This is a genomic window from Paenibacillus sp. LRG-1 (assembly GCF_057220305.1).
In genome coordinates, this window is record NZ_CM170126.1 from 2,888,374 (window position 1) to 2,906,257 (window position 17,884).

At 43.6% G+C, this 17,884-nt stretch carries 14 protein-coding genes; 10 read left to right on the top strand and 4 right to left on the bottom strand.

The window, feature by feature from the left end; all coding sequences use genetic code 11:
- Positions 1 to 85: 85 nt before the first annotated feature.
- Positions 86 to 1,471, bottom strand: coding sequence for an MFS transporter (locus ACUUJN_RS12665; protein ID WP_209942231.1), 1,386 nt, complete (start codon positions 1,469 to 1,471; stop codon positions 86 to 88).
- Positions 1,472 to 1,582: 111 nt separating this feature from the next.
- Between ACUUJN_RS12665 and ACUUJN_RS12670 the strand changes: the two genes are divergently transcribed.
- Positions 1,583 to 2,470, top strand: coding sequence for a LysR family transcriptional regulator (locus ACUUJN_RS12670; RefSeq protein WP_075154203.1), 888 nt, complete (start codon positions 1,583 to 1,585; stop codon positions 2,468 to 2,470).
- A gap of 170 nt (positions 2,471 to 2,640) precedes the next feature.
- On the opposite strand, the gene ACUUJN_RS12675 is transcribed toward ACUUJN_RS12670, so the two are convergent.
- The gene (locus tag ACUUJN_RS12675; protein WP_081376899.1) at positions 2,641 to 3,480 is read right to left on the bottom strand and encodes an AraC family transcriptional regulator; all 840 of its coding nucleotides are present in this window, start codon (positions 3,478 to 3,480) and stop codon (positions 2,641 to 2,643) included.
- A 149-nt stretch (positions 3,481 to 3,629) separates the two neighbouring features.
- Here ACUUJN_RS12675 and ACUUJN_RS12680 point away from each other — a divergent pair, with 149 nt between their 5' ends.
- From ACUUJN_RS12680 to ACUUJN_RS12690, 3 genes are all read left to right on the top strand, one after another.
- Positions 3,630 to 5,690: a beta-galactosidase gene (locus ACUUJN_RS12680; RefSeq protein ID WP_279833650.1), complete on the top strand. Its 2,061-nt coding sequence runs from the start codon at positions 3,630 to 3,632 to the stop codon at positions 5,688 to 5,690.
- A gap of 263 nt (positions 5,691 to 5,953) precedes the next feature.
- Positions 5,954 to 6,883, top strand: coding sequence for an ArsR/SmtB family transcription factor (locus tag ACUUJN_RS12685; protein ID WP_023988598.1), 930 nt, complete (start codon positions 5,954 to 5,956; stop codon positions 6,881 to 6,883).
- 280 nt (positions 6,884 to 7,163) lie between these two features.
- On the top strand, positions 7,164 to 8,924 hold the full coding sequence (locus ACUUJN_RS12690) for a glycoside hydrolase family 2 protein (RefSeq protein WP_484669696.1): 1,761 nt from the start codon (positions 7,164 to 7,166) through the stop codon (positions 8,922 to 8,924).
- A 364-nt stretch (positions 8,925 to 9,288) separates the two neighbouring features.
- On the opposite strand, the gene ACUUJN_RS12695 is transcribed toward ACUUJN_RS12690, so the two are convergent.
- Positions 9,289 to 9,630 (bottom strand): winged helix-turn-helix transcriptional regulator, encoded by a 342-nt coding sequence (locus ACUUJN_RS12695; RefSeq protein ID WP_013310350.1) that lies wholly within the window; start codon positions 9,628 to 9,630, stop codon positions 9,289 to 9,291.
- 106 nt (positions 9,631 to 9,736) lie between these two features.
- Between ACUUJN_RS12695 and ACUUJN_RS12700 the strand changes: the two genes are divergently transcribed.
- From ACUUJN_RS12700 to ACUUJN_RS12715, 4 genes are all read left to right on the top strand, one after another.
- Positions 9,737 to 10,651, top strand: coding sequence for an arginase family protein (locus tag ACUUJN_RS12700; RefSeq protein WP_484669697.1), 915 nt, complete (start codon positions 9,737 to 9,739; stop codon positions 10,649 to 10,651).
- A 253-nt stretch (positions 10,652 to 10,904) separates the two neighbouring features.
- Positions 10,905 to 11,591: a cyclase family protein gene (locus tag ACUUJN_RS12705; RefSeq protein ID WP_053325443.1), complete on the top strand. Its 687-nt coding sequence runs from the start codon at positions 10,905 to 10,907 to the stop codon at positions 11,589 to 11,591.
- 595 nt (positions 11,592 to 12,186) lie between these two features.
- The gene (locus tag ACUUJN_RS12710; RefSeq protein WP_071558741.1) at positions 12,187 to 13,239 is read left to right on the top strand and encodes a glycosyl hydrolase; all 1,053 of its coding nucleotides are present in this window, start codon (positions 12,187 to 12,189) and stop codon (positions 13,237 to 13,239) included.
- Positions 13,240 to 13,768: 529 nt separating this feature from the next.
- Positions 13,769 to 13,873, top strand: coding sequence for a DUF6254 family protein (locus tag ACUUJN_RS12715; RefSeq protein ID WP_023988604.1), 105 nt, complete (start codon positions 13,769 to 13,771; stop codon positions 13,871 to 13,873).
- Positions 13,874 to 14,197: 324 nt separating this feature from the next.
- Here the strand turns inward: ACUUJN_RS12715 and dapA are convergent, their stop codons facing one another.
- Positions 14,198 to 15,079, bottom strand: coding sequence for a 4-hydroxy-tetrahydrodipicolinate synthase (gene dapA / locus ACUUJN_RS12720; RefSeq protein WP_071559634.1), 882 nt, complete (start codon positions 15,077 to 15,079; stop codon positions 14,198 to 14,200).
- Positions 15,080 to 15,181: 102 nt separating this feature from the next.
- On the opposite strand from dapA, the gene ACUUJN_RS12725 reads away from it, so the two are divergent.
- Positions 15,182 to 16,063 (top strand): LysR family transcriptional regulator, encoded by an 882-nt coding sequence (locus tag ACUUJN_RS12725; protein ID WP_484669751.1) that lies wholly within the window; start codon positions 15,182 to 15,184, stop codon positions 16,061 to 16,063.
- Between the two features lie 670 nt (positions 16,064 to 16,733).
- Positions 16,734 to 17,756, top strand: a complete 1,023-nt coding sequence (locus tag ACUUJN_RS12730) for an NADH:flavin oxidoreductase/NADH oxidase (RefSeq protein WP_484669698.1) — start codon at positions 16,734 to 16,736, stop codon at positions 17,754 to 17,756.
- The last annotated feature ends 128 nt before the right edge of the window (positions 17,757 to 17,884 follow it).

The window sequence follows — 17,884 nt, forward strand, 5'->3', positions numbered from 1 at the left end:
GTAGTAGATCTTTACGCCAAATAAATGACATTTGATGCATGATGATTGGTGCCGCGCGCTGGTTTGAGATATGAACTTAGTGAACCTACGACTCATGCAATTGCGCTGACTCCCGGTGCCGCCGACTCATGAATACCAAAGACAATGCAATTACCGTAAGGATGATCCCAAGCATTTGAAATCCCTTGAAGCTAAACGTACCTCCCATTACGATAGCTATCAATAATGAAGAGATAATGGTTCCCAGATATCTGGATGTGTTAAATAATCCGGATGCTACACCGATTATTTCTTTTGGAGAACTTTGGAACAGGGCTGCTTGCATACCTACATTGTTCAAACCGTTGCTAATTCCGAATGCAGCTAAAGCCAAACACACGCTGATAACCGGTGAAGTTGGATTCAATGTCACGAGCCAAACTGACCCCAATGTCATCAGAATTGCGGACACCAGCAATGCCGGTCTGGGTCCTGATTTATCGATCCATTGTCCTGCAATTGGAGAAGTAATTAGCGAGCACAAGCCTAAGCTTAGCATGAGAATGCCTGTTTGGAACTCGCTGACATGACGTACCATTTGCAAGTAGGACGGAAGCCCGAAAAAGAGCGAGTAATATAGTACATTAACGAGCATGAATTCAACATTCACCCAAGTCATTGCAGGGTACTTGGCGAATGTGCGTAAAGGGATAAAGGGTGATGTCGCTTTTAACTCATGTCGTACGAATATCCCCAGCGCAACGAGACCTATCAGCCCGACAATGACATTTCCTAATGAGATATGTCCAAATGATTTTGCTGAGAGTAATCCAACGAGTAGGGTAACCAAAGCCACTGTGAAGAGCAGAATCCCTGATGCATCAATCAATTCAAACCATTTACGAAAGGACATGTTGCGTGCTAAGGATGTTGGCAGTTCATCCTTAGGAATATTCCTCCAAGCCAATACAAAGCTGGCCACCACAAACGGAATATTGATGAAAAAGATAGCAGGCCAATTCCACCAATGAATCAAGACTCCGCCAATAAAGGGGCCAATTGCTGCTGCTCCAGATAGGAATATGGACAAAACAGACAACGCAGTTGCTTGTTTTTCTGTAATATGAATTCGAACAATAGCCATTCCAACCCCAACCATCATGCTTGTTCCGATGGATTGCACAATGCGGAACACGATGAGCCACCCGAAATTTGGTGATAATGGAGCCAATAATGATGCAATGAAGGCTACAACAAGCCCGGTAAGAAATATCTTTCTACGACCGAATAAATCGCTGGCTTTTCCCATGACAGGTTGAGCGATGCTACTTGCAATGTAGAAAGAAAAAATAATCCAGGAAACACCTGTAAAGTCAAGTTGGAACACTTTTTGCAGACTTGGAATAGCAACAGAAACCATCGAAGAATTTAATGGGTTCAATAGTATCCCTAGACCAACTGAAATCATTAACCACCAGCTGCGAACGCTCATTTCTGGTCCCCCCATAGCGAATTAATGTCATCGTACTTGAAACCGATTATTTATTCCAACGCATTTGATGTTATAATCTCATTGACTTGGGGGAATGAATGGGGGATCATAATGGAACTTCTTCAACTGCAATATTTTCTGACGGTAGCTCGTTTGGAACATGTGACCGAAGCTGCACGAAGTCTGCACGTTACTCAATCGTCGCTGAGCAAAACGATTCAGCGCCTGGAGGAAGATCTGGGGGTTCCTCTATTCGATCGAACAGGGAGGAAACTGCGATTGAATGAGTTCGGAAGCAGATTCCTTCACCGTGCAGAGAGGGCTTTATTTGAATTGGAGCAGGGGAAGCAGGAGCTTAGTGATTTATCCAGCCCGGAACATGGCACTCTCGAATTGGCGGTGACCACCGCTAGCACATTACCCAATATCCTTCGAGAGTTTCGGAAAAAGCGACCCTATATTCAATTTCATGTGCAAATGCTGACTACGCAGGAAATGGTAACGCTTCTTCATAGAGGCGAGGTCGATTTTTGCTTGTCCTCACCTCCAATAGAGGGAGATGACATCGAATGCCAAATCGTGTTTATCGACCCAATCCTTGTAGCTGTTCCAAAGGGACATCGGCTGGCAGATCGAAGCAGTGTAACGTTGACAGATCTAAGGGATGAATGGTTTGTCGGTGTAAAGAGAGGCTACGGTACTCGCGATTTAGTGGACTCTATATGCAAATCGGAAGGTTTTATACCTAAGTATGTGTATGAGGGGGATGAACCTGCAAGGCTTAGTACGCTTGTGGAAGCTGAAATTGGCATAGCCTTCATACCAAGCACGGCAAGAAATTCACGGGAACATCTTAAATATCTCCAAGTAGAAAATCACGAATTGGTACGGGAGATCGCTTTATTATGGCACAGGAGTCGGTATATTTCGCGGGCTGCTCTGGAATTCCGTGAGGTAGTTGTAGAATATTTCGGAGCGATATCCAAACAGACAAATTAATCCCAAATATAAGCGAAATAAAAAACATTAACAAAAGCGGTAGCGTAGGACATGTTAACCAAACGTCCTAAGCGGCCGCTTATTCTTTTATTCAACTGCATAATTTGTAATTTCGATTTGTACGCTGCCATACACACACGCCCAGCTATTGAAGGAGTTTTTGGATTGTACTAACCCATCCTTCTCAGCTGGCGGAACTGCTCCGGCGTGATGCCTGTATGCTCCCGAAATCTCTTGATAAAATAGCTGCTTTGATGAAAGCCGGTTTCCAGTGCAATCTGCTTTACAGTGAGTGCCGTAGATACAAGCAAATGTTTGGCCAGCGTTATTCGGCATTGGAGCAAATATTGAGCTGGAGTACTACCCATGATCTGATGGAAGAGTCGGCTAAAATGAAAGGAGCTATAACCTGACGTTGCAGCCATTGTCTTCAAATCGAGCATGTTTCGACAATGCATACGAATATATTCCGCCGTATGACGAATCCTCTCATGGACGGTGCCGCCGGGAGAGGTGCCGAAAATTTGGTGGGAATGATGGACGATCTCCAGAAGGACTTCATAAAGCAGGGAAGAGATCTGTACATCATAGTCGTGACGGTAAGTTTGGGCAAGTTGCAACATTTCTTCCATCAGCGGTTTTAAACGTTCTGGCCGGTGGAGCGAGAACAGATACGGTTCGTGCATGCTTCGACCTTGTAATAGCGAATCTACATCCTGCCCGTCAAAATGAATCCATCGGACATCCCAGGGATCCTCGGGTTTAGTTCGATATTGCTGCGTCGTATGCTTGCCGAAAAGAAAGCCCATGCCAGGGGTAAGCTCGATTTCCTTCCCATCATGCACAATAGCGCCTTTGCCTGCAAAAATGATATGTAAATTGTAATCTTTCAGTAATCCTGCATTCCTTCGCTCCCCATGAGTGGGGAAGTTCTTGTAATGCCCTAACGATTCGGGAAACAGTATACCTTTTAGAATGGGTGAAGGAAGATAACAATCTATTTTAATCATGTATCCATCTCCTTGAGTAAGTTAGCAAAAAAGTAATTCAATTAGCAAAATCGAGTTATTCTAATCCTTTTATTCTTATATTACAATAGATACGATTATCAGAGAATCACATTTTTGTACTATCACTTCTACTGAAGGAGAATTGGAGCATGCCGAAATCCTTATCTTTAGATCGCTTTCATTTAGGAGCTTGTTATTATCCTGAACACTGGGACGAATCGTTGTGGTCGGACGATCTCATAAGAATGAAGGAACTGGGCTTCAGCATCATTCGGATTGGAGAATTTGCTTGGTCGATCTTCGAGCCGGAGGAAGGAAAGTTCGAATTCACGCTGTTTGACCGTTTCTTGGAGCAGGCAGACGCGAACGGGATTCAAGTGATCATGGGCACACCAACAGCTACGCCACCGGCATGGCTTACTTATAAGTATCCCGAGGTGCTGAACGTATCCATGGAAGGGGTCACGTTCCAACACGGTCAGCGTCGGCATTATAACTACAGCAGTCCCGTTTATTTGGAGCTTTGCGCACGTATTACAAGAGAGATGGCACAACATTACAAAGATCATCCGGCCATCATTGGGTGGCAAATTGATAATGAGCTGAACTGCGAGATAAACGTCTTCTATGCCGAGGCAGATCATCAGGCTTTCCGGCGCTGGCTAGAGGCAAAATACGGTACGTTGGAGCAACTCAACAAGGCCTGGGGGGCTGTATTCTGGAATCAAACTTACGACAGCTGGAATCAGGTCCATCTAACTCGTCCGACCGTATCCGGGTCAACGAATCCTCATCAGGCTTTGGACGAGAAGCGATTTATATCCGATAACACCATTTCGTTTGCCAAGCTACAAGTGGACATTATTCGGTCAGTGGCGCCTAATCAGTGGGTGACAACCAACGGTGTATTCGGGCATTTGGATAGCCATAAAATGACGGATCAACTGCTTGATTTTTTCTCGTACGATTCTTACCCTCAATTCAGTACCATTTATCCGGACCAAGGGGAGAAGCCATTGCTGGATCGCAAGTGGGGGCTTACTTTAAGTAACGTCAGAGGGATGTCACCAAATTTCTGCGTGATGGAGCAGCAATCCGGTCCAGGAGGATGGGTGAACAGGATGGAGATGCCATCTCCGCGCCCGGGGCAGATGCGATTGTGGACCTACCAAAGCATTGCTCACGGGGCAGACATGATTTTGTATTTCCGCTGGAGAACGGCAACGTTTGGTACGGAAATGTACTGGCATGGAATTAATGATTATCACAATCAGCCGAATCGTCGGGTCGCAGAAGCAGGCCGCGTCGGAAAGGAGCTGCAAAAGGTTGGAGGGCGGATTCTTGGCAAACGTTACGTGGCAGAGGTTGCTCTACTTCGTGACTATGATAACGAGTGGGATGGCGAGTTGGATAAATGGTATGGTCCCTTGACAAAGCAAAGTGAGCTCGGCTGGTACAAGGCACTGCAGTATGGACATATACCTTCGGATATGGTTACAATCCGTCCGGGTATGGAATCAGAACAGCTGCGGGAACTGGCCAATTACAAGGTGCTGGTATACACGCATCCGGCGATCCTACGAGACAGTACGGCAGCTATGTTACAGAAATATGTAGAGGATGGGGGCATCCTGATCTTCGGCTGCCGCACCGGTTATAAGAACGAGTTCGGTCACTGCCGCATGCAGCCACTCCCAGGCCCTGCAGCCGCAATGAGCGGCGTCCACGTAGAGGACTTTACGATGATAAATGGGACGGCATCACCTGTATCGGTGCGATTTAAGGATCAAGCTCTTGATTTTTGGGCTCCAGGCTTCAACGATATATTGAATGTTCATGCTGATACGGTAGAAGTACTCGCAGAGTACGCATCAAGCTACTATGAAGGGAAACCGGCCTTGACCGTCAACCGTGTCGGCAAGGGACTGGTCTACTATTGGGGTGCAGCTTTTGACCTAGCATTAGCGGCTGAGCTCCTAAGACAGCTGCCGGTGACATCTCCGCTTGCGGGGTGGTGCAAAGCTCCTTCGACGGTAGAAGTCGCTATTCGTGCGGATGTACAAGAAGAGCTGGTATTTCTACTGAATTACAGCGGAGAAACGGCTCAGGTTAAACTGAGTGTTGAGACGGAGGAACTCCTTTCCGGTAGGAGGCTTACTGGTACCGTACCATTGGAACCGTATGGAGTATGGGTATTAAAGAAAGTTTAAAATGAAGAGAGCATCAGCCGCTGATCTTAATCCGAAGATCAGCGGCTTTTTATTGCATAAAGCAAAGGAATAACGTGTTGCATTTGTATACAGGGTTCCGCTCAAAAATCGCTGTCTTTCCTATGGGTTCTTGAACCAGAGAAATCGGATATGATCGGTATTTAATACAAAATTAATAATTTAATACAATATTATTGACTGTTTCAAAGCATACAAGTAAACTTATTGTAATATAATCACAGTAAATTGAGATGGGTGATGCAATGCTTGAGCTTAGTTTTGATGATCCGGACAAGCTGGTAACGGTTACGCATGCTTTATCCACCCGTTCCCGAGTTGATATTCTCCGCCTCTTGATTTCTAAAAACCTTAATATTGTAGAAATAGCGGAAGCTCTTCAACTTCCGGTGTCTACGGTAGCCAACAATATCAAGGTTCTGGAGGCTGCTAGACTGATTAATACAGAGCTGCTGCCTGCCTCTCGCGGCGCGATGAAGATGTGCAGCCGCAATTATGATGACATTCATATTGCGCTAAATCTTGAAAAAGCAGTACCCAAAGGGGATGTACAGATCTACGAAGTGGACATGCCGATCGGTCATTATAGCGATTGTGAGGTTTCACCGACGTGCGGTATGGCCAATGCAGACGGGATGATCATACGCGAGGACGAACCGGCGAGTTTTTTCCACCCGAAGCATATCGGAGCCCAGATGATATGGTTCCGCAAGGGCTATGTCGAGTATTTAATGCCGCTCGAAATACCGGCAGGAGCGCGAATAGAATCGCTTGAGCTATCGATGGAAATGTGTTCTGAAGCACCAAACTATGACAACAATTGGCCTTCTGATATTTCCTTGTGGGTTAATGGCGTGGAGATTGGCATGTGGACGTGTCCCGGTGATTTTGGAGACAGGCGCGGCAAGCTGAATCCTGCCTGGTGGTATGAGTGGTCTACCCAGTATGGGTTGCTCAAGACCTGGCGAGTAGATAAAGAGAAGACTGCGCTGGATATGGAGAAGGTTTCCTCGGTTACACTGGATCAGCTCAACCTGCAAAACAGCCACAAATTGCGTTTGCGGATCGGAATTAAGCCAGATGCGGTGCATCAAGGTGGGCTCAACCTGTTCGGAAAGCAATTTGGAGATTATGATCAGAATATCAAAATGACTGTGAATTATGTCATGGATTGAGATATTGGTGAAATGGATAGGCTTTAGTTGCAGGTGCTCTGTAGCTAAAGCCTTATTCAGTTTATTAGTTACATAAAATTAACTTGAAAGCGTTGACATTAAAAATGCATCACTATATAATCCCCTAAAGATACAATAATAGTGTAACAAATCGATTTTATTGTTTGTATTTCGAAGCGGAGGTAAAGGATGATGATCGGACCTACAGATGATAGCAATGCACTGTAAAGTCATCAGGCTAAGGTGACTAATTATATATCAAAGGATAGGTGGAAACCGTATGACTACAAACGCTTATATCAAAAATTATCCAAGGCCGCAATTTGTCCGTAAAGAGTGGCTGGATTTGAATGGGGTGTGGGATTTCGCCTTCGACGACGGCAAAGTGGGTGAAAGCGAGCAATGGTATCATCATTTTCCGAAGGGAGCCAAAATCCTCGTACCTTTTACTTATGAAACCAAGGCAAGCGGGATCGGAGTCGAGACCTTCCATCCGGTGATCTGGTACTGCAGGAGCGTGAAGGTCCCGCAGGAGGCAATAGCGAAAAGGACAATTCTACATTTTCAGGGTGTAGATTATAAAGCGAAATGCTGGGTGAACGGATTTATGGCTGGTGAGCATGAAGGAGGTTATACTGCGTTTTCTTTCGACATCACACCCTATATCACTTACGACTCGGAGAATAGCATCGTGCTTAAAGTGGAGGATAGTCAGAGCTGCACGCAGCCCCGGGGAAAGCAGCGTTGGGTGGATCAAAACTTTGAATGCTTTTATGTACAGAGCACCGGAATCTGGAAAAGTGTGTGGATTGAATATGTGAATGAGGTAAGAATCAATGAGGTCAAGATAACATCGGATATCGACCGTCATATGATCCGCTTTGACTTTCAGCTCATGGGTATCGAGGGTAAAGATAATTTACGCCTAGAGACACGGATTACGCTGAAAGGACAGCATGTGAAAAAGGTCAGCCTATCTGCCGACAGGCCCTGGATAACGGTAGAGGTCCATGTATTTCATGAAGCCGGTGGTCCATGGAAGCAGTGTTTGTGGTCACCGGAATCGCCAAACTTGTTCGATGTAGAGTTTATTCTGTATGAGGATGAGAAAGAGTGCGACAGGGTGTATTCTTATTTTGGCATGCGGAAAATATCGATTGAAAACGGACAGGTTCTATTGAATAATGGTCCTCTTTACCAGCGGCTGATTCTGGATCAGGGCTACTGGCCGGAAACACATCTGACTCCACCGTCTGAAGAAGCTCTTATCGAAGATATCGATAAAATAGCCGCGATGGGATATAACGGGGTTCGTAAACATATGAAGTTGGAAGACCCTCGCTTTTTATATTGGTGTGATGTGAAAGGCATGCTCGTCTGGTCGGAAATGGCGGCGACCTTTGAGTTCAATGATCAGGCGGTTAGCCGTTTTACGAAGGAATGGCTGGAAATCGTGCCGCAGCAGTACAATCATCCGAGCATCATAACTTGGGTCCCGTTCAATGAATCGTGGGGCATATCGACCATTGGACATGATGTAAGGCAGCAGCAGTTCACGCAAACCATCTATCATCTGACGAAGACGATTGATCCGTATCGTCCGGTGATTACCAATGACGGATGGGAGCATACAGTCTCGGATATTTTAACCCTTCATGATTATGTGGAGACGGGCGAAGAGTTTTTGGAGCGATATCAGGACAAGGAAAGCATTGTAAACAACAGCATCTCCTTTAACAATTGGAAATATGCCTTTGCAGAAGGATATGCCTACCGGGGACAACCAATTATCATAAGCGAATTCGGCGGCATTGCCTTCCAGACGGACATGGGCTGGGGATACGGAAACCAGGTGAATTCAGTCGAAGCTTTTATCGAACGTTTCCGTGCAGTCACCGGAGCAATTAAAGCGACCCCCTATCTCTCGGGCTATTGCTATACACAGGTAACCGATGTACAGCAGGAGGTCAACGGATTGTTGACGGAAGACCGAAAACCGAAGGTTCCGCTTGAAGTGATTCGGGAGATAAATCTGGCTTGAAGCGATAATTAAGATAATAGAATTTCTAGAACGGCTGCATGCTGATGTCCAGTCATTGCTGCATTCACCTGTCGTACAAGGTTTTTGTTACACACAGCTGACGGACGTGGAACAGGGAATCAACGTTCTGCTGACGCACGATAGACACCCGAAGATGCCGACCGAACAAATCAGAGCCATTATGGAAGGCCGCCTTTCCTCTTCGGTTGGAGAATAAGGGGAAGTATATGAATACGGCATCTTCAGCATTTAGAGCTAAATAAACAAAGTGTCACTGCTGTTAACCATAGAGTTTAACTTGGGATAGCAGTGTTGGAAAACAGGACAACTTTTCGCATACAGGATTTTTAGTAGAACACTGGATTTAATTATTTTGGTTTTTTGTTCCCCACTCACACAATCCTTCCAAAACAGGTAATAGCGTTTCTGCTTTATCTGTGAGACTGTACTCGACTTTAGGGGGGACTTGAGGATATTCTTTTCGATTCACCAGACCATCTGCTTCCAATTCTTTTAGTTGTGAACTCAATGTTTTATAAGTAATAGCCCCTATTTGTCTTTTCAGATCATTAAAGCGAACTGTTCGGTTTTCGGCTAGGAGATAAATAATAACCATTTTCCATTTACCACCAATCAATGAAACTGTATAACCAAAAGGTGTATCTTGAATATTTTTAACTTTACCTTTAAATTCAGCCATACTCATGTTTACACTATCCTTTCGGGTAGTACCTATCAAAATAGTGCGTACTACGTTTTTATTTGTGTTCAGTTTATACTAACCTTACTTTTGAAGTAAAGGAGAGAAAAACATGACTAAAAAAACAATACGCCTGTTAATGCCACAATGGCAAGGGGGAAACAATCCTAATTACTCTTTTGGAGCCGAACTGCTTGCTTGGCTAGCTCCGGATAATGAACAACCTCTTATTCATGTTCCAGTTCAAGCTTATAAGGGTACTCCGCTTGAAAACGAAAACGGTATGAATGGGAGAAAACAGCTACTTGAACAGTTAGAGGCTGCTCAGCATATCATTGATGCTCATAAGCCAGATCGCATTGTAATGTTTGGTGGTGACTGCTTAGTGGAACAAGCTCCATTTGCCTATTTGAACGAACGATACGGTGGGGAATTAGGTTTAATTTGGATCGATGCTCACAGTGATTTAGTTAGATATGTGGGCTATGATAACGGTCATACATTACCGCTCGGAAATCTTTTGGGAGAAGGAGATGAGGAGTTCACAAAACATGTGAAAATCCCACTAAAACCTGAAAATGTCTTTATCGCGGGATTAGCGGCTCCTACAGAACAAGAATCAGAAGTCATTTCAGAAGCGTTTCAAAGACTAAATATAGCTCCTGTAGAATCAGACACAGAAATGATTCAAAGACTAGGAATTAAAACTGCAGGAACCAAAGAGTTAACGAATAGTACTGAATCTATAAGAGAGTGGATTAAAGAAAGTGGCATTAAGCACCTAGCTATTCACCTTGATTTAGATGTGCTTGACCCAAAAGCATTTCGTTCTTTATTATTCGCCAACCCTGAAGCACCTTATAATTTTTCTCCTGCGGGAGCAATGCAAATGCCTCAGCTACTTAATCTGATTAAAGAACTATCTGAAGAAACAGATGTAGTTGGATTAGGTATAACGGAGCATATGCCGTGGGATTCTATTAACTTAAAGAATCTGCTTGGAGAGATACCTATTTTAATATCTTAGGATAATCGTTTATTATTTTTATATTATCTTTCTTAAAAGGACAATCAAGGAGAAGTGGTCGTACGATTTCAGGAAAGATAGGGCGATTGAATATAAAATATAAATTAAAATGAGGGAGTTGACCTGTAGGGGTATGGTCTTTTTATCAGTTTGTCTGTTTGTACTCCGCTTATACTTTTCGGAAGCTACACATTAGGCGAATATCCCCTATAATAATGGATTCTTAAAACTAAAATTACAGGAGCGTCTTAGTATGTCAAAATACGTTGAAATCGGTTACCCAATATATGAAGGAATGCCTGTTTATCCAGGATTGCCAGAAGTGAAGTTAGAGCCTAGAGAGCGTTTGGACAAAGGGGATGCCTGGAATGGAAGTGTGTTAAGTATGTATCTTCATGTCGGCACCCATGTCGATGCACCGTGGCATCATTTAAATAACGGTAAGGGAATAGATGCTGTTCCGATTGAAGAATTCATCTATCGAAAACCGCTGTTAATTGATTGTCCTCTTGATCCGAACGGCTTTATTACCATTGAAATGCTTCAGGAATATGAAGAGCTGCATGAAGCGGATATTCTCATCTTTAATACAAGCTATTGGAAACACCGAGATACGGATTTTGAGAAATACGCTAATAATTTTCCAGCCGTCTCTCCCAAAGCAGCGGAATTCATCCGTAAAAATTTGCCGAACTGCAAAGCTGTGGCCATTGATACCATGAGCATTGAAAATCTGGAAGAAGCCAAAAGAAACGGCTATTTTGTTCACCATGCCTTCTTAGACCATGAAAAATATGAAGAGCCGACAATGCTCATTTACGAAGACATAAACCCTGCACCATTAATTGGTAAAAAGATATTATCTGCTTTCACAGCACCACTTCGCATTAAAAATCACGATGCATCTATGGTTAACATCATTGTTGAAGTTGAAGAATAAAAGCTAACGAGGAACAATAGGTTTATCGAACACAGGTGCAGACTTCAGCACTGCAAGGAGAGACAACAACATATACGCATAAGAAGTCGCCATTTTGGAGGCTTTTTTGTTTTAGCGAAAATCTACGCTAAGCCTTCAGATGTAATCAACTTATTTTGATAGACGTTGGTTAGCCGCTATTTATTTCTTTTGATTTTTATAACATGGCGTGTCAAATGTGCGGGCATAAAGTCTTCTATATAGCACATAATAACAATAATTTGAAAAGAATATTTTCATAAGAATGAAAAGGAAAATATTACTTTAAGCATATTCTTATCTCTAACATTCTTTGTGAAGTTGAATGATAGTTGTTATAAGAACTATTTTTTACTCTTTTAGAACTATTTTAATCTATTCATTTGAGGTCGATATAATTGAGCTGCTTTTATTCGTAAAAGTAAAATTTTCTAGGAAGTTGGTATCAACTTCCTAGAATGAAAAATAATGTAGATTGCAATCAGAAGTGTCATAGGGAGAAATATCACAGTGAAATCAATTAAATGAATACGATGGTAGAAATCGACCAGCCGTTCCTTTAGAGAGGAGGTGGTACATAAGAATATTGGGGATTCTGTTAATCGCTTCGACTTTCTCACAGACAGCATCTGCACATACGGTGAATCCTAATGGACAAGCCACAACCAAGGAAGTGATGAACTGGCTCGCTAATCTGTCATCGGAAAACCGCGTAGTGTCAGGAGCATTCGGCGGGTACACAAATGCGTCATTTTCTATGACCGAAGCTAATCGAATTGAAAATGCAACAGGACAGTCCCCTGCCGTGTATGGCTGTGATTATTCAAGAGGATGGATGGAGACTTCTAATATTGCCGATTCGATCGATTATAGTTGTAACACCGATTTAATCTCTCATTGGAAGAACGGAGGTATACCTCAGATCAGTATGCATCTGGCTAACCCTGCGTTTAACTCTGGAAATTATAAAACCCCAATCTCAAACAGTCAGTATGAAAGAATCCTAGACTCATCAACTGAAGAGGGCCAGCGATTAGACGCTATGTTAAGCAAAATTGCCGACGGCCTTCAGCAGTTAGAAGATGAAGGTGTTCCTGTTCTTTTCAGACCTCTTCACGAAATGAATGGAGAATGGTTCTGGTGGGGACTTACCGACTATAACCAAGAGGATAGCGAACGTATCACTTTATATCAACAGCTTTATAAAAAAGTCTATCATTATATGACCGATACAAGAGGATTGGACAACCTGATATGGGTATACGCACCAGACGCCAACCGAAACTTTAAGACAGACTTTTACCCTGGATCTTCATATGTTGATATTGTTGGATTAGACGCTTATTTCTCAGATCCTTATTCGATTCAAGGATATGACGAGCTAACAGCTCTTGATAAGCCTTTTGCTTTCACAGAAGTCGGTCCGCAGGCAACCAATGGTAGTATGGATTATTCTTTATTTATCAATGCCATCAAAGAAAAATATCCGAAAACCATTTATTTCTTAGCTTGGGATGAGGGATGGAGCCCCGCAGCTAATAAAGGTGCCTACAATCTTTATAATGATGGTTGGACACTGAATAAGGGGGAAATGTGGGAAGGCAGTTCACTTGCATCATTTGCTGAATAATTGATCAATAGTTCATTAAACAGGACTATGAAGAATGCAAGTTCTTCATAGTCTCTTAAAAAACATGTCCTTTAGGGAGTTACAATAACAGCTAATGTATGAATTTTTTATCACTTACATAACTATTTCTCGGAAACTAGCGGTTCAGCCGATAAGTAGCCTTCTTACACACCTTCCAATCTTTCGGGCGCATCACCGATATTTCTGATTATTTGTGTTGTATTATATGTACTAAATCCTCTTTTCGGAAGGCAAAGGCCGATTTCTAGTATGTTAAGGAGAAATCGGCTGTTTTTTTAAAAATTGTTCCCAGTGCAGCGCTTGAGTTAGCGCCGTTTGCTCAATTAATGCAATCTCCAGCAAACCCAGAATACATGAAGCCATGCTCCCAGCTATTCCTTTGAAACGGTTTGGAACCCCTGAATTATTACAAAAATCCAACGAATTTAGTTTTATGAATGAACAGAGCTGAGAAATGACAACTTAAGAAAGTAGTATACATCACAATTTCCAAAGGAGGATATCTGTTATGGCTCACCAGAAGAAAAGGAAAGAAGCAGCCTGGAAGTCACGAAAGCAAGAACAGCATCCCCATGGTAAAGTCAAATCGCTCAAGGAGCTGTCCAGCGAATAGGAGTGAGGAGTATACTGCTTGGAAGAGAAGGACTGTCGGTGAAATTCACCGGCAGCCTTCTTTTTGCAATAATTTCGCTTACATAAAGAATTCCCTTAATGCTGCAACTGGATTTACTAACAACCATCTAGCTATTGCTTGTAAGCTTTTCAGATTGCGGACCTCATTAGGATGAAAACACCGATACAGCGTTCTACCATAGAGAGTATCTTCTTAAATTCGTTTTTCTGAAGGTTGTCAGTTCCGGCTAAAAATTGAAGCATCTCCTGTCCAGGAGATGCTTCTTCTACGTTATGATTGGGTAGTCTGAGATAAGCTGATTTATCAGGATACGATTGAATTCAGGAGACCCTGCTTCACCTGATCCGACAGTGGCATAAGTGGCAGACGCAATTGCTCGGCGGCAATAATCTCTTTCTGGGTAAGCCACCACTTGATCGCGGCCGGGGCTGGCTCTGCAAATACATGCTGGATCACCGGTTCCAGTAGCATGAAACTGTCTCGCGACCCGTTCATGTCGCCAGCCACAAAACGTTGGTATATATCCACATACTCCTGGATATTGAGATGAGCGGATGCAAGCATACCACCGGCAGCTCCCTGGCATAGCATGGCATGGAAATAGGCATCCTCTCCGCAGAGGACAGGCTTGGTCTCGTACTGGGTCAATTTTAAAAGCAGATCAAGACCGCCCGTGCTGTCCTTGAGCCCAATTACGCCATCCAGGTCCAGCACTTTGCGTATTGTATCTATTGTCATGCGACTGCCCGTGCGAACAGGAATTTCATATACAAGCACAGGCAGGCCTACACGAGATACGACACGGAAATGCTCCAAGATTCCTTCCTGCGTCGGCCGGTTGTAATACGGAGTGACCACCATGGCTGCATCCGCTCCTAATTCAGCCGCCATTTCCGTCCGATGCACCGTTGAATAAGTATCGTTCGTTCCCGTGCCAATGACGATCGGAATGGTTTTGTTCATGCTCTTCAGAACATCCTGCGTCACCTGTACCATTTGCTTCACTTCATCCCAGGATACGGTTGGCGACTCTCCTGTCGTACCGTTAACGACCAGACCCTGGATGTCATGGCCTGCAAGATAGGTAACATACTTCCGGTACGAATCGATGTCCAACTTATAGTCACGTGTAAAAGGTGTAATCAGCGGTATGAAAATCCCATGAATATGTTGTTCGTTCATCATCATCAGTTATCCCTTCCCGTTGAATTAAATCTAATGTAACATAGGAGACAGCATCAGAGTTATCTATAATAAACGATGATTCTAATCAAAATTTCCGATGGGGTGGCCAGATTGGATTTCATTTATCTTCAAACATTTCGGGAAGTTGCCATTCGTGAAAGCTTTACAAGAGCAGCAGAAGTGCTCGGTTACGCACAATCCAGCGTCACGACCCAGATTCAAAAGCTGGAGAAAACGTATCAAGTCAAATTGTTCGAGCGATACAGCAACAACAAGATTCGTCTTACCTCCGCCGGGGAAGAGCTATTCAAGCTTGCCGGACAAATGCTGGAGCTTTTTGAGCAATCGAAAGAAAAATTGGCTAAGCAGGGCGGGGGCTCCATGACGATCGGTACTATGGATTCCATCGCTTCGTATTTTCTGCCGCCGTATATGCAGGCGACTCGCAAAGAATACCCTGATCTGAACATACGATTGCATACGGATCGCGAAGAGATGATTTTGCACCAGGTCAGGGAAGGGGAGGCCGATGTCGGGCTGATCCTCGCGGACGATTCAAGCAATTCGGCCTTGCAGTGGATTACGATTCGAGAAGAACCGCTTGTACTGATTGTCCATCCGAACCATCCGCTTATCGCTAAAGAGAGAATCGGCCTGGATGATCTGGTAGATGCGGAGTGGATTATGCCCGAGCATACGTGCAACTACAGACAACTGTTGGAGAGAGTGCTTCGAGCAAATGGAATCACCTATCGCGTGAGCCTGGAGCTGGGTAATCCGGAAGCGATCAAACGGAGCATCAAAACTGGAGAGGGTATATCCATTCTACCTCTAATGGCTGCGCTGGAGGAGATTGAACGGGAAGAGCTAAAGGTGTTACCCTTTGAGCATGCCGAGCTCAAGCTAGAAATTCAGCTTGTTCTTCATCCCAAGAAGTGGGTGTCCAATGCATTGAGCTTTTTTATGGAGAGCATGAGAATGTAGATTTACCTCCACATCAAAATTAATATACAGTACGAGCGCTTCCTAGTGGATACCAGAAGCGCTCACAGTTTAACGTGCCGAAAAGGATGAGAACTTAGAATGAAAAGAGAAAGCAAAGTTTATTCAAATCATCCACGTATTTTTTTGAAAAAATAAGCAATCCATATTTGCATTCAAAACTTGACAGCAAGTAATTTTTTCACTAAATTAAATGCATGCGCATGTTTTTTGATTTGGTAATGTGCTAAACCATTCGGTTACTTAATATTTAATTAGAACAAGATGTCAATGCAGAAGTTCAGTCATTGGTGAATTTCACCATAGACCATTTGGGCCGTGCAGATACATTAATTAATTGCGCAGGCTGCTGCGGAGAATATCACCTATGGCAGTATCCCTCGTGAGGATGTAGCCCGTGCCATTGTGGCAGCTTTAGATGAGAAGAACACATACAAGCGAGCTTTTGATCTGATTACTGGTGACGATTCAGTTGTTGATGCATTGCAAAAAATCTGAAGATGAGGACCAACGAGTAAATGGCGTATTTTACTTTGAAGTTTTGAAATCATACCTAAAGTTGACAAATGAAACAAACATGTTAATATATATGCGTGTGCATGCATTTGATTGATGTATTTCATAATATACCTCAGAGAGGAGTCTTTCTCACATGAAAGATTTATTTAGTCCCTATACAATTAAAGGTTTGGAATTGAAAAATCGCGTAGTTATGCCTCCAATGTGCCAATATTCGGTTGACAAAAAGGATGGGATCGCCACAGATTGGCATTATATACACTACGTTAGCCGAGCGGTAGGCGGAGCTGGTTTTATCATGATTGAAATGACAGATGTAGAGCCGGATGGTCGTATCTCCGATTTTGATCTTGGTTTATGGTCAGATGAGCAGATTCCTGCTCTCAAACGGATTGTAGATGCTTGTCACAGCTACGGTGCCAAAGTGGGAATCCAGATCGCGCATGCCGGACGCAAGGCGGAAGATGCTGAAGTTCCTGTAGCGCCATCTGCCATTGCATTTGATAAAAATTCAAAACAACCTCACGCGCTTACAACAGAAGAGGTTAAAGGACTAGTTGAGAAATTTCGTGCTGCTGTAGCTCGCGCTGTCAAGGCTGGATTCGACACCATTGAAATTCATGGTGCACATGGCTATTTGATTCATCAATTTCATTCGCCGCTTACGAACAAACGGGAAGATAGATACGGTAAAGACCTTACCCTTTTTGGTCGGGAGATCATTCAGGCAGCGAAGGGCGAGATGCCGGAAGATATGCCGCTCTTGATGCGTATTTCTGCCAAAGAATACGTAGAAGGTGGATATGGTATTAAGGAAAGCATTGCTTTTGCCAAGGAATATCAAAAGGCAGGAGTAGATATGTTTGATATTTCATCTGGCGGTGAGGGACCTATAGCTGCATGGGGCAGACCAGGAACTCACGCAGCATATCAAGTCCCCTTGGCAAAAGAAATCAAAGAAGCTCTGGATATTCCGGTGATGGCCGTTGGAAGACTAGAAGATCCAATTTTGGCGAATGCAGTTATCGGAAATGAAGAGGCCGATCTGGTTGCTGTGGGTAGAGGGATGTTGAGAAATCCTTATTGGTCACTGGAAGCCGCTTCAAAATTGAAAAAAGAAACTGCAATCCCTACACAGTATACTACAGGGTTCTAAGACCGACTGTATGCATTATTGGTTGATCCTGCTTGGGTCAGCAAAATTCGGGACGGAAGATTGGACGATTTAATTTTGTAGAACTAAAAACATCAGGAGGTTCTTGGATAGAGCCTAACACAAGCATA